The following is a 21,012-nucleotide window of genomic DNA, read 5'->3' on the forward strand; positions in this document are numbered from 1 at the left end:
CTGACTCGGCGCTCGGCAAGGGCAGCCGCTGTGGCCGCGTCCGGGCCTGCGGAAGCCCCAGGTCCAAGGAGGGAACCCACGGCCGGGGGGCGTCGTGGGGGCTCATCCGGCGACTGCCTCGGCGGTGTCCGCCAGTTCGGCGGCCAGGCCCGACGCTGCCCGCAGAAGCGCCGACCGCCGCAGCGTCTTCATGCTCGACATCGCGCCGTCGGAGAGAACTGCCGCTGCGGTCCAGTCGTAGGGCAGGGAGCCGGCGAGCGGCAGCTGCAGCGCCTTTGCCACCTCGCCCGCCGGGTACGGCCCGTTCCCGATCACCAGCGCGGCCACCCTCGCCAGGTCGCCGAGCTCCTGACGCACCCGCTGCACGGCGTCCTGCGCCGCGTGCACCGACCGCACGCTGGGCCGCACCGCGAGGAGCACCTGGTCGGCGGCTCGCAGCACCGGCCAGCAGCCGCGATCGGTGACCAGGCGCCCGGTGTCCACCAAGGCGTCCCGGCCGATCGCGGACATCGACTCTTGCAGCGCGAGTGCGAGCCGCTGCCACGTCTCGGAGGTGAACGACGTGCCCTGGGTGGCCGTCGCGAAGCCGGGGATCAGCGCCAGCGGCGGGTGCTCCGGCACCTGGACGGCGTGCTCGGCGAGCAGGGCGGCGGCCGCCGTCGCCGGCAACCCCCCACGTGCTGCTGTCGACCAGGACAGCAGACCGCGGTCGACGCCGACCCTTCCGGCCAGCAGTCCCGGCGCCATGTCCCCGCCGGCCTGATCACAGTCGGCGAGCAACAGCGGCCGTGGCCAGCACAAGGCGAGCGCCCACGTGGACGTGGTCACGCCAGGAGCTGCCTTGCCTGAGGCCACGACGGTGAGCACCCGGTCACCGCCCGGCCGGCAGCAGGATCAGCGCCAGACTGCCGGTGGAGGCGAGCCTGGCCACGGCCGGACCGTCGGCGTCGCGGACCCGCACGTCGACCACCGTGACCTGGGTGGTCGGGTTCACCGGCCCGACCTCGGCGACGGTCGCCTCGGTCGGCCGATCGGGCGCCGCGCCTGAAGCGCCGGTCTCGCCAGTGGAGCCAGTGATGCCGGGAGTCGGGACGATCAGCACCTGCTGCCCCGGAGCCAGCCCTCGAGCGGGGAACTGCCCTTCCTTCAACGGCAGGGCGACCAGCATCTGCCCGGCCGCGAGTCCGGTGCCCGCGCCGACCTGGGCGCGGGTCAGCATCTCGCCGCGGGTCAACGGGACCTGCGCCACCATTCCGACGACCTGGGACTGCTCCGCCGCCGGGATGGGCGAGAGGTTGGGGTCCGCGGGAACGTTCGCGACCGTCAGGTCGTCGGCTGTGATCGTCGAGCCCACCTGCACGTCCCGGGCGACGGCGAGCACCTCGGCGTGCGAGGTCAGCATTCGGCCCGCGGCGAAGGCGAGAAGGCCACCCAGCAGGACGACGAGCACGCTGAGGATCAGTGCCCTGTGGCTCGAGCGCCGTCTCGACGCAGCACTGCGCAGTGGGGGTGCCTGCGGCGTCGGAGCGGTGTGGGGCGCGGGAGCCACCGGCGGCCCGGCCGGCATCGGCGCACCGTCGACGCGCGCGGTCACCTGGTCACCACCGCTTGAACCTCCGCAACCGCGAACGTCGCGTTCGACGACGTCGTCAAGTCCGGCAGGGTGCCGCTCGCTCCCGTCGACGACGTCCAGGCGATCGACCAACTGATGCCGTACGTGGCCGTCACCTGCTCATCGGGCTGACGGATCGACGAGTGCGGATACCGGTAGTGGCAGCCCGCCGGGGAGGGCGCCCAGACGCCGTCGCCTGGCTGCCAGGTCACCCCGGGGCCGGGACAGGAGACAGCGTCCGCCCCGTCGCCGGGTGTGAATCTCAAGGCAGTCGGCGTCACCGTCACTTGCGCCCAGACACCGCCGGCGTCCGCCCGCGCGGTCAGCGCCCGGAACGATTCGGGGTCGGTCCAGAACCACGTGTAGGCGTTGACCACCGTGAAGGGTCGGCCGTCCCGCATGGTCCCGGCCGGGTACCGGCCGGTCGTCGGCTCGGGGATGGTCAGGGTGCGCAGGGCCCGCTCGGCGAGCACCGTGGGGTCGACGGCTGCGGGGCCAGCCGGCGCGGTCGCCGACCAGAACGAGAATCCGTTCGTGCCTGGGAAGGACCCACCGTTCGTGTAGAAGGTGCACAGGTAGATGGCGCCGTCGGTGTGGCCGCCCCAGATCGGTGAGTCCTTGGGAGGTGGCTCGAGCATCGGCTGGGCGTAGCACTGCAGGCTCTGCACCCACCATGACGGGCCGTCCTGACACGGGACGACGGCGCCGGTGGCGTCCAGGGTGCATGAGGCCTCATCGCTGCTGCCGCCGCTGGTGGAGCCCGCCGCGACCGGCCGGGTTGCCGGCTGCTGAGCGGACTCGGCCTCCACAACGCAGATGCCGTGCGAGTTGTACTGCTGACAGGCGACCGGGTCAGCCGCAGCTGGGACGCCGCTCTGGCCACAGAGGCCGAGCAGCACCCCGAGGAGCGCGAGCGTCACCCGTCGCATGACTGCGCCTGCCTGTTCGGAGCCTCGCTGACCCGCCACGAGGAGGCGTCCGGGTAGTTCGGGTTGACCACCGTCAACCGTGCCACGAGGTATCTCGGGCGGTCAGCGGGGATGACCGAGGTCCCGGAAGCATCGGTGGCCTGCACCTGGCTCACGTCGACACATGCGGTGACCACGAAAGTCGGGAGCGCTGATGACGGCGAGGACGCCGGATCGGTCGTGGGGTCGACGCTGTCTGCGCTCGCCGTCACCAGCTGGGACCGCCCGATCTGCCGAAATCCCTGGGAACGGAACGTCCCGATAGCCGTGGCCTGGGCGGTGGCCTCCGGCGCGACCGCCACCTCGTAGAGGTCGTCGAGGGGTCGCGCCGGGTCCAGATAGAGATCGTCGATCGTCCCGAGGTAGGTCGGGACGAAGGCGACCGCCTGTGCTTCTGCGTCGCTGGACGGATCGGTCGTGGATGGTGCCGCGCTCGACGATGGACCCGACGTCGTAGAGGTCGGCGCAGCCGAGGAACCGTCGCCGGACGACGAGCAGCCGGAGACCGTGAGCACGGCAGCCACCGCTGCCGTGGCCGCCGCCCGCGTCACTCGCACGCGTGAGCACCTCCGCTCCCGTTCGCCCGTTCGTGTATCGAGACTTCCTGTTTCACGGGAACACGGTGTGACGTCCAGCACCATGCCACCCGTTCGAGTGACCCAGAGTCACGATCGTTCCGCCTTCCGTCCCCCAGATGGGTGTATCGCAAGGCACCGTCATGCTTCGGCGCCGCACACTCGCAGCCCCTCCTTCCACACCGCGGCGGACGGGGGTGTCAGCACTCGGGAGACAGTCGTTCGCGGTCCGTACGAGGAGGCATCTGGCGGCGCATGACCAGTCTGTGGCTGGGTGCCGCGGCCGCTGTCACCGGGGCCGCGGCCACACCCGTGCTGGCCGCACGAGGGCTCGCCCACTTGGGGCGACCGGACGCCATGAACAGAGGTGTGAGCCTGGCGGGTGCTCTCGGCGGGATCGCGGCCGGGGCTGCGGCGATGGCGACGACACATCGGACCGGCATCTGGGGGCTCGCGCCGGTCCTCCTGGTCTGGGGATGCGCCCTTGTCGCGGCGGCTTGCTGCGACGCGGTCACCCAGCGCGTCCCGACCGCACTCGTCCGGCAGGCCGGCGTGGTGACCTGCACAGTGCTGGGGGTTGTACTGGTCGTGCACGGCGACTGGCCGGGACTGGCACTCAGCGGGGTCGCTGCGTTGGCGTCCGGGCTGGTGATGCTCCTCTGCTGGCGATTCGCGGGAGCAGGCTTCGGTGACGTCCGCCTGGCGACGCTCGGCGGACTCGGCCTTGGACACGCCACGCAACGCGGCCTCCTGTTGGCCCTCGCCGCGTTCACCTTGATCACCGTGACGCAAGCCGTCGCGACCTTGATGCGTGGTAGGGACCGTCGGAGCACGATCCCCTACGGCCCTGCCCTCGCGGTGGGCTTCCTGCTCGCGGCCGCTCTCTGACACACGATCCGACTGGCGATCGATATCCCGAAGCAAGATTTCGGCACACCGGCAGGGCGCCGGTTCCATGAGCCGGTTCGGCGGCCCCGGCCAAGCCTCCTCGCGATCAGCCGCCGGTCTCGTCGACTCCCGGGGCGGTGCTCTCGCCTCGACGCCTTCCACGCCCGGGGGGCGACTGGGGACGCCGGGTCTCCCGTGCGACGGGGGCGCTGTCGAGTTGGGCTTCGGCTCGATCGGCCCTGCTGCGCTGGACGCCAGCTTCCTCGCGCGCGGCGTTGAGCTCACCGCGCAGCTCGACGAACTCCTCCCGGAGTCGGCGGTTCTCCTCCTCGTGACGGGCACGTAGGTCGTCGACCCGCTGTTGGCCGTGGACCTTCTCGCGTTCGGCGTCGTGAACCGCAGCGTCGCGCTGGGCGGTCATCGTCGCCAGCTTCCCGCGCAGATCGCCGACCTCCTCACGGAGCTCCGTCGCTCGCCGTTCGGCTTGCACCAGGTCCCGGCGTAGCGACTCGACTGCGTCCTCCGCCCGGGCGGCGCGCTCCGACTCGGCATCGATCCGTTCGACGGCGTTCCGGGACCGCGCTTCGGCCTCGGACTGCGCGATCAGGGCGGCTTCGGCTCGTTGCGTCGCGGCGTCCCTGGCGGCGTGGGCCTCGCCCAGCCGCGCTTCCGTGACGGTCAGCTTCTCGGCGAGATCGAGCAGCCTCGCTGAGAACTGCTCCCGCTCCGCCTCGACGGTCGCTCGAGCGTCAGCCAGTTCGGCGATCACCCTGTCCCGCTCTGCGCTGGCCCTCGCCAGCCGCTGGCCAGACTCGTCCAGTCCGGCACGAAGCTGCTCGCTCAGCACTGAGGCCTCCTCAGCAGCGGCGTCAGCCTCGGCGCGCTCGGCCTCGGCGCGCCGTTGCGCTTGCGCAGCCCGGCTGGCGCGAGCCTCGGCGGTCGCCACCTGCTCGGCCGCCTGACTCGTCACGGCTTCGATCTGTAGCTCGGCGGCCTCCGGATCGGCCACGGTCCGCAGCTCCTCGAGCAACCCCTGCAGCTGCTGACCCAGGTTCTCGACCATGCCGGCGACCTGACCGTGCAACTCACTGGCCCGCTGCCGCGCGGCGTCCACCGGCCGCTGCTCCACCCCGGCCGCGTGCCCGGACTGCTCCGTTCGCAGGCGGCGGCGGGCGTGCCAGGCGGCGGTCCGGTTGTGTCCGGTGTTGTCGCAGTACTCCGGCGGCCGGCCGGCCCCTGCCTGCGATGCCGCAGCCGGCCGTTGGCAGCCGGGAAATCGACAGATCCGCCGTTCCGTTTCCGTGGGCTCGCTCATAACGTAAAGCTGCACCGACGTAATGACGACGGAACGCTTCTCCGGCAGTCCTGTGGACAGTAAGCCTGCTTCCACATCCCCCGGCTGCACGTGACCCTCGCCTGTTGAGCCGCCTCGTTGCTGACGACGTCTACCGCGCCTTGCCACGATGAGGGCGCCGGGCGCCGGGCGGCGAGCCGCGCACCGTCGGCTCGGACCTGCTGGATCTGTGGCGGGTGGGCGCCGATGACCACGCGAGTAACGCGGACGGTCCGCTGATCACCGCAAAGCTGTCCCGGTGCGGTCGCGTGGGATCCGGCAGCCCCCACCGACTCGCGGAGCGGACAAGCTGTCGAAACCTGGGCCTACCTTGCCCTGGCAAGCCCAGACGGCCCGTGTCACGAACACAGAGGAGCGCGCCATGGACAGCCCCGATGACCTGCTGACCACGGCCGAGGTTGCCCTGATCATGCGCTCGCCCGTCTCCACGCTGAGGTACTGGCGGCACCTCGGCACCGGCCCGCACAGCTTCCGTGTGGGACGTCGCGTGGTCTACCGGCGCGCTGACGTGACCGCGTGGCTGCATGAGCAGGCGGAAGCAGGGCGCGCCGAACGAGTGGGGTGACCGGTGGGAGTCAGCGCCGCCCCGCCGTCGTGCCAGGACTTCACGACGACGGCGTTCAGCGGTCCAACGCCCGCGCCGCCTCGGCGCTGACGACCTGTCGGCCGAAGTAGACGTCGAGCGTCATCGACGGGTTCGCGTGGCCCAGCTGGTCGGCCACCTGCCGCGGGGTGAGCCCGGCCTCGTCGAGGCGCGTGGCGACGGTCTTGCGAAAGGTGTGCGAGGTGACCCACGACCACGGTCCCTCCTCACAGCGGACACGTCGCCCGGCCGCCCCCGTACTGAATGAGCCGTCCGCGGCGAGCTGGTAGCCGGTGCCGGAGCAGGTCTCGCATTCGAACGAGTCGAGCAACTGGCGGAAGTCACCGGAGACGTTCGACGGGTCTCGCAGGGTGCCGGTGAGCGGCGGAGGGAAGACGACCTGAGCGTCCGTCTGCCGGTGAGAGCTCGCGCGCCGGTCCCCCAGCATCCGGACGGCGAAGTCAGGCAGCGCGATAACCCGCCAGCCGGCGGTGGTCTTCGGCCGCGGCTGGACCGACAGCCCGGCGCCTGGAACGCGGACCACGGTGGCGTTCACCTCCCAGGTCCCGGCCTCGAGATCGAGGATCGACTTGCCGTCGCCATTCGTCCCGTACCGCAGGGCCAGCGCTTCGCCGATCCGGCAACCGGTGGCGAGCATCCAGTCGACGAGGTCGGGCAGGTCGAGCTGGGCCGCGCGGTCGCTGGTTCGGAACAGCTCGACGAGTCGTCCGGTCTCTGCCGCGGTGAGTGCGCGCGGCGCCCGCTTGCCGGTACTGATCTTCGCGGTGGCGTCGCGGACCGGGTTGACCGCGACAGCGTCGTCCTGGATCGCCAGCGCGAACATCCCGGAGAGGCACGCCCGTGCGGTTTTCGCGGCACCTGGCCCGCTGCTCTTGGCGATGGCGGACAGCGCCCGGCTGACCATGCCGGCCGTCACCTCGCGGATGCAGAGCTGACCGAAAGCCGGCTTGACCTGTTTGTTGACCACCGACCGGTAAGTGCGCTGCGTACCAGTCGACCAGCCGTGGTCGGCCTCGATCCAGACCTCAGCCAACGTGACCATTCGTGTCGCGGCAGTGATCGCGCCGACGCCGCCGGGCGCCTGGCGGCGGGTGAACTCGGCTTTCAGCGCCCGCTCGGCTGCTGCCCGCGACGGGCCCACCTTGGACACCAGCCGCACCCGACCGTCGAAGTCGCGGAACTTCGCCCGGGCCTTGACCTGGCCACTGGGCTGCGCGAAGAACAGGACCTTGCCGTACGTCCCTAGCGGGAGCGGTGGCCGGCCCACGGCATCCTCCTCATCCGTTTTGGATGCCTAAAGGATGCCCGACCGGTCAGGTTGACGCCATAGCGAAGGTTCCTGACCTAGAACCTGCTGGTCAGGGGCCTAGACTTGCTCCCCCGAGTGGACTCGAACCACTAACCCTGCGATTAACAGTCGCATGCTCTGCCAATTGAGCTACGGGGGATGAGCGGGTGCGACCCGCTGGCCCGACGAGGTTACCCCACGGTCCGACCGGGACCGCGCACCACCTGCTCGCGTCCCGGGTGCGCCGCACCACAGGTAACGTGCGCACAGTTTCCCGGCTCGACGACCTGGAGGTCCACGTGGCGAAGCTGTCCTTCCTCGCCGGATTCGGTGCCGGTTACGTGCTCGGCGCGAAGGCCGGTCATGGCCGCTACGAGCAGATCCGCCGGACCTGGGAGCGGGCCAAGGACGACCCCCGCCTGCAGAGCCTGGCCGGCGTCGCGCAGGCGAAGGCCGACGACGCGCTGTCCTCCCTGCGCACCCACATGGGCAGCGAGCCGCCGCCTCGCTGACTGCGGAGGCGTCAGCCCGGCTGGTCGGCGCTGATGAGGTCGGCCAGCTTCTGCCTCGCCGCCTCCCGCGCCACCGGGTCGGTGCGGTGCGTGTCGTCGTCGAAGACCACCGACCACTCCCGGACCGGCTGACCGGGGATCCGGCGGGCCACCAGCAGCACTCCTCTGCCACCCGGCAGCGGTGACCGCTGGCTGGCCACCACCGTCTCGTCCACCCGCCGTCGCAGCACCGCGGGCAGGTCCCCCGCCTCGGTGACGGCGTACCGGCGGACCGGCTGCCGCGCCTGCACCCCGGGCTCGACCTCGGCGAGCGGTGTCACCAGCAGGTACCCGCCCCCGGCGGGTCCGGTCGTCCACTTCGCGTGCCCGACCTCGTGCCAGCGCAGCAGCCCGACGTCACTCCCCTGCGCGTCCGGATCGACCGACCGCAGGCCCCGGGACGTGGCGACCAGCCATCCCTCGTCCCGCTCGAGCGCTCCCCAGGCCAGGATGCGCTCGTCGGGGTCACCCGCGGCGTCGACCGCCGCACGGACCGGCTCCGGCGCGCGGGCGAACCGCCGCTTGACTCGCTCGAAGAGGCTCACGGGGTCAGCCCGCCCGTGGCGCGCTTGCGCAGCGAGATGGCCAGCTGCTCGAGGTCCATCAGCTGCTTGAACGCCTTCATGTAGTCGTCCGCCGCCTCCACCGGGTTCATCCGCTGCAGCTTCCCCTTGACGACGGCGATCTGGCGGACGGTGTAGATCTCCTGCAGGCGAGCCATGAGAGCGTTGACGTAGAGCACGTCGTTCTCCCCGACCGAGCGCAGCGGCTCGACGGCGAGTGCGGTCAGCTGGGCGCGCGCGGACTCCCGCGGACAGTGTTCGGCGACCTGGTCCAGCCAGGCCGGGCCGGTCACGGTCGCGCCGGCCGCTCCCCCGGCCGCGGCGACGGCGGCGGCCACGGCGGCGTAGTCAGGGTCGGTGTAGGCCTCGGCGGGGACGGCGTCGAACGACGGGCCGGCGATCTCCGGGACCTGCAGGGCCGCCTTGACCGCTTCGCGCTCGACGGCAACAGCGGCATCGTCAGGCGTCCGCTGCGCGGGGCGTGGCCGTGAGCGGGGCCTCTCCCCGCCGGTGTCACCGGTCAGCCGCCGCACCCGGTCGACGACCTCGGTCTCGTCGGGCAGGCCGAGCATGCCGGCCAGCCGGCGGGCGTAGGCCGGGCGCAGGGCATGGTCCTTGACCTGCGCCAGGAGGGGCGCGGTCTTCTCCAGCGCCGCCACGCGGCCCTCGACCGTGTCGAGGTCGTAGCCGGCCAGGGTCGTCTTGAGCACGAACTCGATCAGTGGGGTGCGGCGGGCCACCAGGTCCCGCACGGCGGCGTCGCCGTGCTCCTGCCGCAGCTCGCAGGGGTCATGCCCGCCCGGCTCGACGGCCACGAACGTCTGGCCGACGAAGCGCTGGTCCTCGGCGAAGGTCTTCATGGCCGCCGCCTGGCCGGCCGCGTCGCCGTCGAAGGTGTAGACCACCTCGCCGCGGAACTCGTCCTGGTCCATCAGCAGCCGGCGCAGCACGCTGATGTGCTCGCCGCCGAACGCCGTTCCGCACGAGGCGACGGCGGTGGTGACGCCGGCCAGGTGACAGGCCATCACATCGGTGTAGCCCTCGACGACGACGGCCTGGTGCCGTTTGGCGATGTCCCGCTTGGCCCGCTCGATGCCGTAGAGCACGGTGCTCTTCTTGTAGAGCGGGGTCTCGGGCGTGTTGAGGTACTTCGGCCCCGGGTCGTCGTCCATGAGCTTGCGGGCGCCGAACCCGATGACGTCGCCGGTGATGTCGCGGATCGGCCAGACCAGCCGGCGGTGGAAGCGGTCGATCAGCGAGCCGCGGGAGGACTCCTTGGCCAGCCCGCCGGTCACGAGCTCGGCCTGGGTGAAACCCAGACCCCGCAGGTGGCGGGTCAGCGCATCCCAGCCGCTGGGCGCGAATCCGCAGCCGAAGTCGATCGCCACCTGCCGGTCGAAGCCGCGCTCGGCGAGGAACTGCCGGGCCGGGGCGGCGTCCGGCGTGCCGAGTTGCTCGGCGAAGAAGGCCGCCGCGGCGGTGTTGGCCGCGACCAGGCGCGCGCGCTGCCCGACGTTGGCGCGATCGGGCGCGCCGGTGGCCCGGCCGCTGTCGTCCTCGTACTTGAGCTCGACATTGGCCCGCGCGGCGAGCAGTTCTACCGCCTCGGTGAACGACAAATGGTCGATCTGCTGGATGAAGGAAATGACATCTCCGCCCACTCCGCACCCGAAGCAATGGTAGAGATTTCGCGTCGGCGTCACTTGGAAGGACGGTGATTTCTCGTCGTGGAACGGGCAGAGGCCCTTGAGGCTGCCCCCGCCCGCGCGCTTGAGCTGCAGGTGCTCGCCGACGATCTCGTCGATCTTCGACCGCTCGCGGACCAGCGCGATGTCCGCGGCGCGGATGCGTCCCCGGCCGGCCATCAGCTGCTGCCCCCGATGACGGCGGCGCCCACGGCAGCGCCCATGACTGCGTTGTTCCGCCGGGTGATGACCAGTTCCACCCAGAGCAGGAAGACCTGATCGTCGAGCGGCAGCGCGGGATCGCCGGTCAGCGTCGTGCGCGGTGACCAGCCCCCGGTTGAGCCGCTCTCGGCCACCTGCCGCCCCCCGGCCAGATACCGGCGGGTGCCGTTCCACCACGAAGCGCTCTGCACCTCGACGGGCGTGCCGTCCAGCTCGACGGCCCACGTGCCCTTCGAGGTCTGCCACGCCCGCAGCCGGACGGCGCCCTCGGGATCCGCAGCCCACCGGGCGCTGAGTTCACGCTCGTTCTTGGCGAACACCCACTCCCGGTCACCGACGACCGCCGTGGCCGCCTCCTTCCAACCCGATGCGCGGAGGGTGGCCACCACGGACCCGTCGCGGAGCACGGGCAGCACGCCCTTCTCCGTTCCGGCGGAGCCCGCCTTGCCCAGTTCGATCACGACGATCCCTCCCTCAGCCGATCCCGGGCGCGCCGGCGATGCTCTCGCCGGTGGCGCGGTAGAGCAGATAGGCGGCGGTCTCGCGGAGGATGTAGCGGAACTGCGTGTTGCGCGTCTGCACCGCCGGCCCCTGCCGGGTCGGGGAGCTCTCGGCGTCCAGCCCGGCGTCCTCGGCCATGCGCTCGGCGCGCATGGCGTGCCAGGGGTCGCTCACCAGCACCACGCTCGACCAGCCCTGATCCGTGAACGACGCCGACACCGCCCGGATGCTCTGCAGCGTGTCCACGCCCTCTGGGACGGCGAGCAGGGCGTCGCCCGGGATGCCCGCGCCGGCGAGGTAGTCGCGGCCGGCCTCGGCCTCGGCGAACTGGTCACCGTCGGCCTTGCCGCCCACCGTCACGATCACCGGGGCGACGCCGTTCTCGTAGAGGGCGATCGCGTGCTCCAGCCGGGCCTCGAAGATGGACGACGGGACGCCGTTGTACTGAGCCGACCCCAGCACCACGATCGCGTCGGAACCCGGGCGGGAGTCCTGCCGGGCGGTCCACCAGATCGCCAGCGCGGTGGACGTGATGAGCAGGACCACGGCCAGGATCGCAGCAGCGACGACTCTCGCCACCAGGCTCCCGACCCGCACCCCCACGTGTCATGAGTACCACGCAGGGCTGACCGCCCGCGGCCCCCTGCGGACAGGCGGGCGGCGAGCCGTCCGGCGGCGGACGTCAGGAGCCGGTGAGTTCCCCGCCGAGTGCGGCGCGGCCCGCCTCCAGCCGCGCCACGGGGACGCGGAACGGCGAGCAGGACACGTAGTCCAGCCCCACCTCGTGGAAGAAGTGGACCGAGTCCGGGTCGCCGCCGTGCTCACCGCAGATGCCGAGCTTCAGGTCGGGCCGGGCGGCCCGGCCGGCTTCGACGGCGATCTCGATCAGCCGTCCGACGCCCGGGATGTCCAGTGACTCGAACGGGGAGATGCCGAAGATGCCCTTGTCCAGGTACGCGTGGAAGAACGCGGCCTCGACGTCGTCGCGGGAGAAGCCCCAGGTCATCTGGGTCAGGTCGTTGGTGCCGAACGAGAAGAAGTCGGCCGCGCCGGCGATCTCCCCCGCGGTCAGCACCGCCCGCGGCACCTCGATCATCGTGCCGATCGTGGTGGTGACGTCGACCCCCTCCTTCTCCGCCACGTCCGCGAGCACCTTGGCGGCCTCCTCGCGGATCGCCTCGAGCTCCTGGACGGCGCCGACCAGCGGGATCATGATCTCCGGCCGCGGATCGCCACCCGCCTTCTTGCGCTCGGCGGCCGCCTCGGCGATCGCTCGCACCTGCATGGTGAACAGGTTCGGGACGACCAGCCCGAGCCGGACACCGCGCAGGCCGAGCATGGGGTTCTGCTCGTGCATGGCCTGCACGGCCGCGAGCAGCCGGAGGGTGCCCTCGTCGTGCTCGCCGCGCTCCTCGGCGAGTGCGACCCGCACCGAGAGGTCGGTGAGGTCGGGCAGGAACTCGTGCAGCGGCGGGTCGAGCAGCCGGATCGTCGTCGGCAGCCCGTCCATCGCCTCGAAGATCTCGAGGAAGTCCTGCCGCTGGAGCGGCTCGAGCTGGTCGAGCGCGGCGTTCCGCTCCTCCTCGTCCTCGGCCAGGATCAGCTTCTCGACCAGCTGCCGCCGGTCGCCGAGGAACATGTGCTCGGTGCGGCACAGCCCGATTCCCTGGGCGCCGAAGCGACGGGCGCGGGCGGAGTCCTCGGGGGTGTCGGCGTTGGTCCGGACGGCGAGGCGCCGCCGCTCGTCGGCATGGGTCAGGATCCGGTGGACGCTGCGCACGAGCTCGTCGGCCTCGGGGGCGTCCGGAGCGATCTCGCCCTCGAAGTAGCGCACCACCGCCGGCGCCTCGACCGGCACCTCACCGAGCCAGACCCGGCCGGTGGACCCGTCGATCGAGATGACGTCGCCCTCCTTCACGACGCTGCCGTCGGGCGCGGTGAACTGCTTCTTCTTGGTGTCGACCTGCAGCTCCTCCGCGCCGCAGACGCAGGTCTTCCCCATGCCACGGGCGACGACGGCGGCGTGCGACGTCTTGCCACCCCGGCTGGTCAGCACGCCCTCCGCGGCGATCATCCCGGAGAGGTCGTCGGGGTTGGTCTCCCGGCGCACCAGCACGACCTTCTCCCCGCGGTCGGCCCACTTCACGGCCTCCTCGGAGGAGAACACCGCCTTGCCGACGGCCGCGCCGGGTGAGGCGTTCATCCCCTGGGTCAGCTGCTTCGCGTCCCCGCCCGAGACGAACCGGGGGAACATCAGCTGCGCCAGCTGGTCGCCGGTGACCCTCCGGACGGCCTCGTCCATGTCGATGAGGCCCTCGTCGACCAGTTGGGTGGCGATGACGAACGCCGCCCCGGCCGTCCGCTTTCCCACGCGGGTCTGCAGCATCCAGAGCTTGTTGCGCTCGACGGTGAACTCGATGTCGCAGAGGTCCCGGTAGTGCGACTCGAGGGTCGCCATCGTCGTCATCAGCTCGTCGTAGGCGTCCTTGTCGATGCCTTCGAGGTCGGCCAGCGGAACGGTGTTGCGGATGCCGGCGACGACGTCCTCGCCCTGGGCGTCCTGCAGGTAGTCGCCGTACACCCCCTGCGCGCCGCTGCCCGGGTCGCGGGTGAAGGCGACGCCGGTGCCGGAGTCCGATCCGAGGTTGCCGAACACCATCGAGCAGACGTTGACGGCGGTGCCGGCGTCGCTGGGGATCCGCTCCCGGCGCCGGTAGATGATCGCCCGGTCGGAGTTCCACGAGTCGAAGACGGCGTTGATCGCCATGTCCATCTGCTCGCGCGGGTCCTGCGGGAAGTCGTTGCCGGTCTGGTCCCTGACGATGGCCTTGAACCGGCCGACGACGTCCTCCAGGTGCTCGGCGTCGAGGTCCAGGTCGAGCTCGGTGCCCTGCTCCCGCTTGACCTCGTCGAGGGCGTGCTCGAAGAGCTCACCGTCGATGTCGAGGACGGTCTTCCCGAACATCTGGATGAGCCGGCGGTAGGAGTCCCAGGCGAAGCGCTGGTTGCCGGACTGCTCGGCCAGGCCCCGCACCGACTCGTCGTTGAGGCCGACATTGAGGACGGTCTCCATCATCCCCGGCATGGACGCGGCCGCGCCGGAGCGGACGGACACCAGCAGCGGGTCGGCGGGGTCGCCGAGCGTCTTGCCCATGGCCTTCTCGAGAGCGCGCAGGTGCTCGGTGACCTGCTCGTCGAGCTCCGGCGGCGTACCGCCGTGCTCCAGGTAGTAGCGGCAGGCGTCAGTGGTGATCGTGAAGCCCGGCGGCACGGGCAGGCCGAGGTTGGTCATCTCGGCCAGGTTGGCGCCCTTGCCCCCCAGCAGGTTTTTCTGGTCCTTGTTGCCCTCGCTGAAGTCGTAGACCCACTTCTGACCAGTCACCAGGCACCTCCGCGCTCGTCCTGCTCCGGCGGGCGCGTCACCGCGCGACGACGACGCCGCTCGACAAGACGTCCTAAACGTCCCGCCGATTCTGTGCTGTTGATCGTGGCGGAGGAAGTCGGCCTGCGCGACACCTGGATGCGTGACACAGGTCACGCGGGACGCCCGTCCGTCGGTGCGCCGGGGGGCTCAGCCGTCGGCGCCGGGGTCAGGTCGCCTCAGCGAGGCGCGGTGCTGCCGCAGACGCGGGGTCCGCTCTCGCTGATGACCGTCCACTCCGCCGTCGTGTCGTCGGCCCAGCGGACCTGCACCCGCAGCTGCCCGTTCCCGGTCGCCTCCGCCCCGACGACCCGGCCCGGCGTCTCGGCGAGGTAGGTCGGCGGGATGCTCGCCGGCGAGAGGTTCGCCCGCTCCGCCTGGCAGAGGAGCTGGTGCGCGGTGTCGGTGTCGCCCTGTTGCAGGGCCGAGAGGAAGACGCCCGCGACCTGCTCCGCCTGTTCCTCCGGGGAGCCCTTCACCAGGAACAGCGCCGCCACCATGCCGACGGCGACCAGGACCGTCCCGGCGAGGATCGCGATCAGGAGGCCCTGCCGCCGGCGCGGCGTCCCCGTGTGCAGGGGGGCGGGGTCGTCGTCGTACAGGTACGGGCCGTTCGTCAACACAGCTCCGCTGGGGTATCGGATGCCTTCGGCGTTCTCATCCGCCGCTCACGTCCAGTTCCGCCCCGGACGGGGGGCGGGGGTCGTCCCGGTCGGCCAGCCAGCCCTCCGGCAGGGAGACCGGACGGGGCGGGGTGGTGCGCCCGCGCGGCGCACCGAGGACGGCGGCCGGATAGGGCTGGTCGGGGATGCGGGCCAGCAGGTCCGCGAGCTCGTCGAGCCCACTGACCATCGCCAGCGCCCGGCGGACGTCCGACCCCACCGAGAAGCCCTTGAGGTACCAGGCGACGTGCTTGCGGAAGTCGGTGGAGCCGTGCCGTTCCCCCTCGTCTGCAGCGAGGAGTGTGGCGTGCCGGTGCATGATCGCGGCCACCTCGGCCATCGTCGGCAGGGCTCGGCGCGGCGTCCCGGCGAACGCGGCGGCGAGGTCGCCGAACAGCCAGGGTCGACCGAGGCAGCCCCGGCCGATGACGACGCCCGCGCAACCGGTCTCGGCGACCATGCGCAAGGCGTCGCCGGCTTCCCAGATGTCCCCGTTGCCGAGCACCGGGATGTCGACGGCCTCGACCAGCCGGGCGATGGGCGACCAGTCCGCGGTGCCGCTGTAGAGCTGGTCGGCGGTGCGGCCGTGCAGCGTGATGGCGGCGGCGCCCTCGTCCTGCGCCGTCCGGCCGGCGTCGAGGTAGGTGACGTGGTCGGCGTCGATGCCGATGCGCGTCTTGACGGTGACCGGGACGTCCTTGGCGGCGCGCACGGCCGACCGGACGATGTCGCGGAAGAGCACCCGCCGCCACGGCAGCGCGGAGCCCCCGCCCTTGCGGGTCACCTTGGGCACCGGGCAGCCGAAGTTGAGATCGATGTGCGCCGGGCGGGCGCCGGCGACGTGCTCGTCGACCAGCATCTCGACGGCCCGCCCGACGGTGGCCGGGTCGACGCCGTAGAGCTGGACGGAGAAGGCGTCCCTCTCGTCCGCCGTGGCGCGCACCATCTGCAGCGTCTTGGCGCTGCGCTCCACCAGCGCGCGCGTCGTGATCATCTCGCAGACGTAGAGCCCGGCCCCGAACTCCCGGCACAGGGTCCGGAACGCCGGATTGGTGATCCCGGCCATCGGCGCGAGCACCACGGCGGGGTCGACCGCCAGCGCGCCGAGCTTCAACGGCGGCAGCGCCGTCGTCGTCGGCTGGAGCGTGCTGGTCACGCCACCCAGAGTAGGTGGCGACGCCGGTCACCCTCGACGTCCGCTCGGGTGAGGCTCGTGGTCGACCGATCGGCATGCCCCGCCGTGCCGCCGACCAGCACGATCCGGCGGCGATCGCCCTACCGTGCGCGGACATGGACGTCACACGGACGACGACGGTCGAGTGGCACACCGAACTGACCGAGCAGCTGGACTGGCACTGGCGCAATCAGCTGCGCCCGCGGCTGGACGGGCTGACCGACGACGAGTACTTCTGGGAGCCGGTCCGCGGCGCGTGGAACGTGCGACCACGAGGCACGGCAACCGCGCCGATGGCCGCCGGACGAGGAGATTTCGCGATCGACTTCGCGATCCCCGAGCCCGACCCGGCACCGGTGACCACGATCGCCTGGCGCATCGGCCACGTGATCGTCGGCGTGCTGGGCATGCGAGCGGCCGGTCACTTCGACGGCCCGCCGATGGACTACGAGAGCCACGAGTACGCCGGCGACGCGGCCGGCGCGCTGGCCCAGCTCGACGCCAACTACGCCGCCTGGATCGCCGGTGTCCGCGGACTGGGGGACGAAGGGCTGCGGCGGCCGTGCGGCCCGACCGAGGGTCCCTACTCCGAGGCGCCGATGGCCGCGCTGGTGCTGCACATCAACCGTGAGGTGATCCACCACGGCGCCGAGATCGCGCTGCTCCGCGACCTCTACCGCTGGCGGTGAGTGATCCTGCAGGGTCTCGGCCCGGTCCTCGAGGGTGTCTCAGTAGACCCTGACGTACGTACGGCGTCCCGACCTCGTCGGGCCGGCATACCGCCGGGCCGTGCTGCACGGCCCACCCGAACAGGCGACGCAGGAGCAGAATCCGGGCCGGTGGTCCGCCACGCATCCCGGCCGACCGCACCGGCCGCCCGGAGGTGGTGCGGAGTGAGACGCGGCGTCGTCGTCCCGGTACTGGTCCTCGTCGCCACGTCCGTCGGTGGGTGCACCGGGAGCGCTCCCGCGCCGGACCCTCCCCCGGCCGTCGACCTCCGCGGCGAGATCTCTGCCCACCTCGACGGGTCGGCCATGGACGACGTCCGCGCGGTGCTCGTGATCGCCGGCGACCGCACCGTCGTCGAGGAGTACTACGGCACCACCGCGAACGAGTACCGCAACGTCTTCTCGGTGACGAAGAGCGTGATGTCGACGCTGATCGGGATCGCGATCGACGAGGGTCTGCTGGCGCTCGACGACACGCTGGCCGAGCTCTTGCCCGCCCATGCCGGCGCGATGACGCCCGAGGTGGCCGCCACGACCCTCGAGCAGCTGCTCACCATGACCGGCGGCTTCCTCGACACGTCGAACCCGTCGGTGGGTGCCGTCGTGTTCGAGCAGGCGGACTGGGTGGCCGCGTCCCTCGGCAGCGCGAGCCGCCCGGCAGGTGTGGACTTCGCCTACTCCGACCCGGGGTCGCACCTGGTCGCCGCCGCCCTTGCCCAGGCCACGGACCGCTCGGTCCTGGACTACGCGCGCGAGAAGCTCTTCGGTCCCCTCGGGGTGGACACCGATCCGGCCGCACAGCCGTCGTTCACGCCGGAGGGCCTCGCCGAGTACGAGGCGGCCGACCTCGCCTGGCCGGTCGACCCACAGGGGCTGCACACGGGATTCGGGCACCTCAAGCTGCGGCCCCGTGACATGGCCGCGCTGGGCAGTCTCTACCTGCACGGCGGAACGGTCGACGGCCGGCAGGTGGTGTCGGAGGACTGGACGCTCGACGCGACGAGCATGCGCGTCACGGCCCGCGGTCCCGGGGACGGATACGGCTACCTCTGGTGGGTGGGCGAGGCCGACGGATCCCCCGCGTACATGGCCGTCGGGTACGGCGGCCAGTTGGTGGAGGTCGTGCCCGATCGGGACCTCGTCGTCGCCATCTCGACGGACGTCGGGCTCCACGCCACCGTCGACGCCACCCAGCTGATCTATCTGGTGGACAGCGTCATCGCCCCGGCCGTCACCCGGTGATGTCCGCTTTCGGTACCGAAAGCTGCGCCGTCGGGCTCGGCTTTCGGTACCGAAAGCTGGTCAGCAGCCGGGGAGGCGGGCGGCGAGGTAGGCCTCGACGGCGTCCAGACCCACGCGGTCCTGGCTCATCGAGTCCCGCTCCCGGATCGTCACGGCCTGGTCGTCGAGGGTCTCGAAGTCGACGGTGATGCAGAACGGCGTCCCGACCTCGTCCTGGCGGCGGTATCGGCGGCCGATCGCGCCGGCGTCGTCGAAGTCGACGTTCCAGTTCTTCCGCAGGACGGCGGCCAGGTCCTTCGCCTTGGGCGAGAGGTCGGCGTTGCGCGACAGCGGCAGGACGGCGGCCTTCACCGGCGCCAGCCGCGAGTCGAGCTTGAGCACCGTGCGGGTGTCGACGCCGCCCTTGGCGTTGGGCGCCTCGTCCTCGGCGTAGGCCTCGATGAGGAACGCCATGAGCGAGCGGGTCAGACCGGCTGCGGGCTCGATGACGTACGGCGTCCAGCGCGTGTTGGTGGCCTGGTCGAAGTAGGAGAGGTCCGTGCCGGAGTGCTCGGTGTGCGTGGTCAGGTCGAAGTCGGTGCGGTTGGCGATGCCCTCCAGCTCACCCCACTCGGAGCCCTGGAAGCCGAAGCGGTACTCGATGTCGACGGTGCGCTTGGAGTAGTGCGACAGCTTCTCCTTCGGGTGCTCGAAGTGCCGCAGGTTGTCCCGGTCTATGCCCAGGTCGGTGTACCAGCTGGTCCGCTGGTCGATCCAGTACTGGTGCCATTCCTCGTCGGTGCCCGGCTCGACGAAGAACTCCATCTCCATCTGCTCGAACTCACGCGTCCGGAAGATGAAGTTGCCCGGGGTGATCTCGTTGCGGAAGGACTTGCCGATCTGGCCGATGCCGAACGGCGGCTTCTTCCGGGCCGCGCCCATGACGTTGGCGAAGTTCACGAAGATGCCCTGGGCGGTCTCGGGGCGCAGGTAGTGCAGGCCGTTCTCGTCCTCGACCGGGCCGAGGTAGGTCTTGAGCATCATGTTGAAGTCGCGCGGCTCGGTCCACGCGTCCTTCGTGCCGCAGTTCGGGCAGCTGATGTCGGCGAGGCCGTTCTCCGGTGCGCGCCCCTTCCGCGCCTCGAACTCCTCCTCGAGGTGGTCGGCCCGGTAGCGCTTGTGGCAGCTCTGGCACTCGGTCAGCGGATCGGTGAAGACGCCGACGTGGCCCGAGGCCACCCAGGTCTGGCGCGGCAGGATCACCGAGGAGTCCAGGCCGACGATGTCGTCCCGGCTCTGGACGACGGTGCGCCACCACTGCTTCTTGATGTTGTCCTTGAGCTCCACGCCCAGCGGTCCGTAGTCCCAGGCGGAGCGGGTGCCGCCGTAGATCTCCCCCGACGGGAAGACGAAGCCCCGGCGCTTGCAGAGGTTGACGACCTTGTCGAGGAGCGCGGGGCCCCTCTTCTCGGTCGATTCGGGGCGGTCGATCTCGGGGGCTGCCACTGGGGGCTCCATCCGGCTGGCGGTCGGCGGTTGACCCGCCCACGGTAGTTGGCCCATCCATCGCGCCATGCCGCGGTGGGGCGGCGCCGTACGGCTCAGGCGCCGCGGAGCAGCCAGAGGAGCAACAGGCCGGACACGATGATCACCAGGATCGGCAGGATCGTCAGGACGACCCACGGCCAGCGGCGCTTGGCGGCCGGCGCCGGGCGGCTTCCCTGCCCCGGAGAGCCGTAGGACGGCGCCCCGTGGCCGGAGACCGCGAACGACGGCTGCCCGGGAGAACCGGAGGGCGGCGGCCCGGACGACGCGACTGCGGGCGGGAGCGCGCCCGCGGAGAGGCCCGGGGTGAGCGGGCCGGGTGCCGCGGGCCCGGGTGGGGCGTCGAAGGCCAACGTCTGCTGACGGCCCCGCGGCGGTGCAGACATCTTGTCGGTGGGCTGGTTGGCCAACGGGTCGAATCTCGGCGGCGCATCCGCCACGGCCGGCTCGGGCGCGCCTCCGAGGACGGGGGGCGCGGCATCCAGGCGACGCTCGCCGTCCGGGGTCGGGACCGCCGGCGTCGCGGCGTCGGGGGGCACGATCTCCGAGGGAGCGGCCGACGCCGACGACGTCTCCTCCTCGTCCCGTCGCACGTGCGTCTGCCATTCGGGTCGGACGCTCGCCGGCGCCCGGTCGGACAGCGACGGCAGCCTGATGTCCCGGGTGGGGTCGTCGAACCTCGGCGCAGACGACTCTCCTGCGGGGCGCTGTGGGGGCGTGGTCATGCGGTTCCTCCGTGGGCGACCGAAGCTCGATCCCGCCGGCGGCGGTCAGCACGTTCTTCCGGTGTGTGCCCGAAGACGAGCGCCCTACGCGTGCGCCTGCCGGTGATGCCGGGATACCGCGACGTCGTCCTGCGGTGTGGGTGGGCCGTCAGGGAATCTGATCGAGGGTCCCGAAGCCGCACGCGCGCCAGTGCCCGTCCTCACCGGCGACGAGGACGACGAACGCGACCGGATCCCCGTCGTCGAGCACGCCCTTGATCGTGACGAAATAGGCGCCGTCGACCACCTCGACATCGTCGACCCTCGACTGGACCAGCTCGCCCCCCAGGAACCGATCGAAGTCGTTCTGCAACTCCGCTCCGGAGGCGTCCGGGTACTCCTTCGACGCGGCTGCGCACGACAGCGCCTGGGCCAGGCGGCCGTTCCCCTCTGCCAGCAGCGCCACCCAGGTGGTTGCGTGAGCCGCACTGGCCGCGATCCACGCCTGCTCCTCCGGGTTCCCGCGGGCCGGGTGGGCCACCCGGGCACCCACTGCGGCGATCACCAGGAGGACGATGAGGACGGTGGCGAGGATCCATCCCCGCCGTGCCGAACCTGCCCGGCGGGGACCACCGCCGCCCTCGGGAAAGCCGGTGCGAGCCGGCTCCGGGCGCGGCCGGTACAGGTCGGTCAGCAAGGCCTGGGTCACGCGGTCCCTCCACGGTCATCCTGCGGCTTTCGAGCCG

21 protein-coding genes and 1 tRNA gene are annotated in these 21,012 nt (G+C 71.6%); 5 read left to right on the forward strand and 17 right to left on the reverse strand.

All coding sequences use genetic code 11. From position 1 onward, the window contains the following. Positions 1-102: 102 nt before the first annotated feature. The 4 genes from E4P39_RS01970 to E4P39_RS01985 form a co-directional block, all read right to left on the reverse strand. Positions 103-828: a hypothetical protein gene (locus tag E4P39_RS01970; RefSeq protein ID WP_245159575.1), complete on the reverse strand. Its 726-nt coding sequence runs from the start codon at positions 826-828 to the stop codon at positions 103-105. A gap of 43 nt (positions 829-871) precedes the next feature. Further along, positions 872-1,450, reverse strand: a complete 579-nt coding sequence (locus E4P39_RS01975; RefSeq protein ID WP_245159576.1) for an SAF domain-containing protein — start codon at positions 1,448-1,450, stop codon at positions 872-874. A gap of 140 nt (positions 1,451-1,590) precedes the next feature. Beyond that, complete coding sequence (locus E4P39_RS01980; protein WP_135134656.1) at positions 1,591-2,541, reverse strand: hypothetical protein; 951 nt, start codon at positions 2,539-2,541, stop codon at positions 1,591-1,593. Then, the gene (locus E4P39_RS01985; RefSeq protein WP_245159577.1) at positions 2,529-3,137 is read right to left on the reverse strand and encodes a hypothetical protein; all 609 of its coding nucleotides are present in this window, start codon (positions 3,135-3,137) and stop codon (positions 2,529-2,531) included. Before E4P39_RS01985 ends, E4P39_RS01980 begins: the two co-directional genes overlap by 13 nt. 273 nt (positions 3,138-3,410) lie before the next feature. On the opposite strand from E4P39_RS01985, the gene E4P39_RS01990 reads away from it, so the two are divergent. Beyond that, positions 3,411-4,043, forward strand: a complete 633-nt coding sequence (locus tag E4P39_RS01990) for a prepilin peptidase (protein WP_135134657.1) — start codon at positions 3,411-3,413, stop codon at positions 4,041-4,043. 106 nt (positions 4,044-4,149) lie between these two features. On the opposite strand, the gene E4P39_RS01995 is transcribed toward E4P39_RS01990, so the two are convergent. Next, positions 4,150-5,106 carry a hypothetical protein gene (locus E4P39_RS01995; protein WP_135134659.1) on the reverse strand — a complete coding sequence of 319 codons (957 nt, stop codon included), beginning with the start codon at positions 5,104-5,106 and terminating at the stop codon, positions 4,150-4,152. A 652-nt stretch (positions 5,107-5,758) separates the two neighbouring features. Between E4P39_RS01995 and E4P39_RS02000 the strand changes: the two genes are divergently transcribed. Further along, a complete protein-coding gene (locus E4P39_RS02000; RefSeq protein ID WP_135134661.1) occupies positions 5,759-5,962 on the forward strand; it encodes a helix-turn-helix domain-containing protein in 204 nt (67 codons plus the stop codon). 55 nt (positions 5,963-6,017) lie between these two features. Here the strand turns inward: E4P39_RS02000 and E4P39_RS02005 are convergent, their stop codons facing one another. After that, complete coding sequence (locus E4P39_RS02005; RefSeq protein ID WP_135134663.1) at positions 6,018-7,268, reverse strand: site-specific integrase; 1,251 nt, start codon at positions 7,266-7,268, stop codon at positions 6,018-6,020. Positions 7,269-7,376: 108 nt separating this feature from the next. Then, positions 7,377-7,449, reverse strand: a tRNA-Asn gene (locus E4P39_RS02010). 100 nt (positions 7,450-7,549) lie between these two features. On the opposite strand from E4P39_RS02010, the gene E4P39_RS02015 reads away from it, so the two are divergent. After that, the gene (locus E4P39_RS02015; protein WP_245159578.1) at positions 7,550-7,801 is read left to right on the forward strand and encodes a hypothetical protein; all 252 of its coding nucleotides are present in this window, start codon (positions 7,550-7,552) and stop codon (positions 7,799-7,801) included. Between the two features lie 11 nt (positions 7,802-7,812). Here E4P39_RS02015 and E4P39_RS02020 read toward each other — a convergent pair whose 3' ends face one another. From E4P39_RS02020 to dusB, 7 genes are all read right to left on the reverse strand, one after another. Continuing rightward, positions 7,813-8,385 (reverse strand): hypothetical protein, encoded by a 573-nt coding sequence (locus E4P39_RS02020; RefSeq protein WP_135134665.1) that lies wholly within the window; start codon positions 8,383-8,385, stop codon positions 7,813-7,815. Further along, entirely contained in the window at positions 8,382-10,268 is a 1,887-nt protein-coding gene (gene dnaG / locus E4P39_RS02025; protein WP_135134667.1) for a DNA primase, read from the reverse strand. The genes E4P39_RS02020 and dnaG overlap by 4 nt, the downstream gene beginning before the upstream one ends. Further along, entirely contained in the window at positions 10,268-10,771 is a 504-nt protein-coding gene (locus E4P39_RS02030) for a hypothetical protein (RefSeq protein ID WP_135134669.1), read from the reverse strand. The genes dnaG and E4P39_RS02030 overlap by 1 nt, the downstream gene beginning before the upstream one ends. A 13-nt stretch (positions 10,772-10,784) precedes the next feature. Further along, positions 10,785-11,390, reverse strand: a complete 606-nt coding sequence (locus tag E4P39_RS02035; RefSeq protein ID WP_245159579.1) for a YdcF family protein — start codon at positions 11,388-11,390, stop codon at positions 10,785-10,787. A gap of 103 nt (positions 11,391-11,493) precedes the next feature. Continuing rightward, a complete protein-coding gene (ppdK, locus tag E4P39_RS02040; RefSeq protein ID WP_135134672.1) occupies positions 11,494-14,193 on the reverse strand; it encodes a pyruvate, phosphate dikinase in 2,700 nt (899 codons plus the stop codon). Positions 14,194-14,411: 218 nt separating this feature from the next. After that, a complete protein-coding gene (locus E4P39_RS02045; RefSeq protein WP_135134673.1) occupies positions 14,412-14,852 on the reverse strand; it encodes a hypothetical protein in 441 nt (146 codons plus the stop codon). A gap of 37 nt (positions 14,853-14,889) precedes the next feature. Beyond that, positions 14,890-16,050, reverse strand: coding sequence for a tRNA dihydrouridine synthase DusB (gene dusB, locus E4P39_RS02050; RefSeq protein ID WP_135134675.1), 1,161 nt, complete (start codon positions 16,048-16,050; stop codon positions 14,890-14,892). A gap of 134 nt (positions 16,051-16,184) precedes the next feature. Here dusB and E4P39_RS02055 point away from each other — a divergent pair, with 134 nt between their 5' ends. Together E4P39_RS02055 and E4P39_RS02060 are read left to right on the forward strand one after the other, a co-directional pair. Continuing rightward, positions 16,185-16,757, forward strand: a complete 573-nt coding sequence (locus E4P39_RS02055) for a DinB family protein (protein ID WP_135134677.1) — start codon at positions 16,185-16,187, stop codon at positions 16,755-16,757. Positions 16,758-16,961: 204 nt separating this feature from the next. Beyond that, positions 16,962-18,038, forward strand: coding sequence for a serine hydrolase (locus tag E4P39_RS02060; protein ID WP_135134679.1), 1,077 nt, complete (start codon positions 16,962-16,964; stop codon positions 18,036-18,038). Positions 18,039-18,098: 60 nt separating this feature from the next. On the opposite strand, the gene E4P39_RS02065 is transcribed toward E4P39_RS02060, so the two are convergent. The 3 genes from E4P39_RS02065 to E4P39_RS02075 form a co-directional block, all read right to left on the reverse strand. Further along, a complete protein-coding gene (locus E4P39_RS02065; RefSeq protein ID WP_245159580.1) occupies positions 18,099-19,523 on the reverse strand; it encodes a glycine--tRNA ligase in 1,425 nt (474 codons plus the stop codon). A gap of 95 nt (positions 19,524-19,618) precedes the next feature. Continuing rightward, positions 19,619-20,287: a hypothetical protein gene (locus E4P39_RS02070; protein WP_135134682.1), complete on the reverse strand. Its 669-nt coding sequence runs from the start codon at positions 20,285-20,287 to the stop codon at positions 19,619-19,621. Positions 20,288-20,435: 148 nt separating this feature from the next. Further along, positions 20,436-20,975, reverse strand: coding sequence for a hypothetical protein (locus E4P39_RS02075; RefSeq protein WP_135134684.1), 540 nt, complete (start codon positions 20,973-20,975; stop codon positions 20,436-20,438). Positions 20,976-21,012 lie beyond the last annotated feature (37 nt).

The sequence above is a fragment of the Blastococcus sp. CT_GayMR19 genome, assembly GCF_004570385.1.
Classification (GTDB): Bacteria; Actinomycetota; Actinomycetes; order Mycobacteriales; family Geodermatophilaceae; genus Blastococcus_B.

Excerpts from the sequence above, each read along its gene's own strand:
- E4P39_RS01980 (WP_135134656.1), bottom strand. The coding sequence starts at position 2,541 with ATGCGACGGGTGACGCTCGCGCTCCTCGGGGTGCTGCTCGGCCTCTGT.
- E4P39_RS01990 (WP_135134657.1), top strand. The coding sequence starts at position 3,411 with ATGACCAGTCTGTGGCTGGGTGCCGCGGCCGCTGTCACCGGGGCCGCG.
- E4P39_RS01995 (WP_135134659.1), bottom strand. The coding sequence starts at position 5,106 with ATGGTCGAGAACCTGGGTCAGCAGCTGCAGGGGTTGCTCGAGGAGCTG.
- E4P39_RS02000 (WP_135134661.1), top strand. The coding sequence starts at position 5,759 with ATGGACAGCCCCGATGACCTGCTGACCACGGCCGAGGTTGCCCTGATC.
- dnaG (WP_135134667.1), bottom strand. The coding sequence starts at position 10,268 with ATGGCCGGCCGGGGACGCATCCGCGCCGCGGACATCGCGCTGGTCCGC.
- E4P39_RS02055 (WP_135134677.1), top strand. The coding sequence starts at position 16,185 with ATGGACGTCACACGGACGACGACGGTCGAGTGGCACACCGAACTGACC.
- E4P39_RS02070 (WP_135134682.1), bottom strand. The coding sequence starts at position 20,287 with ATGACCACGCCCCCACAGCGCCCCGCAGGAGAGTCGTCTGCGCCGAGG.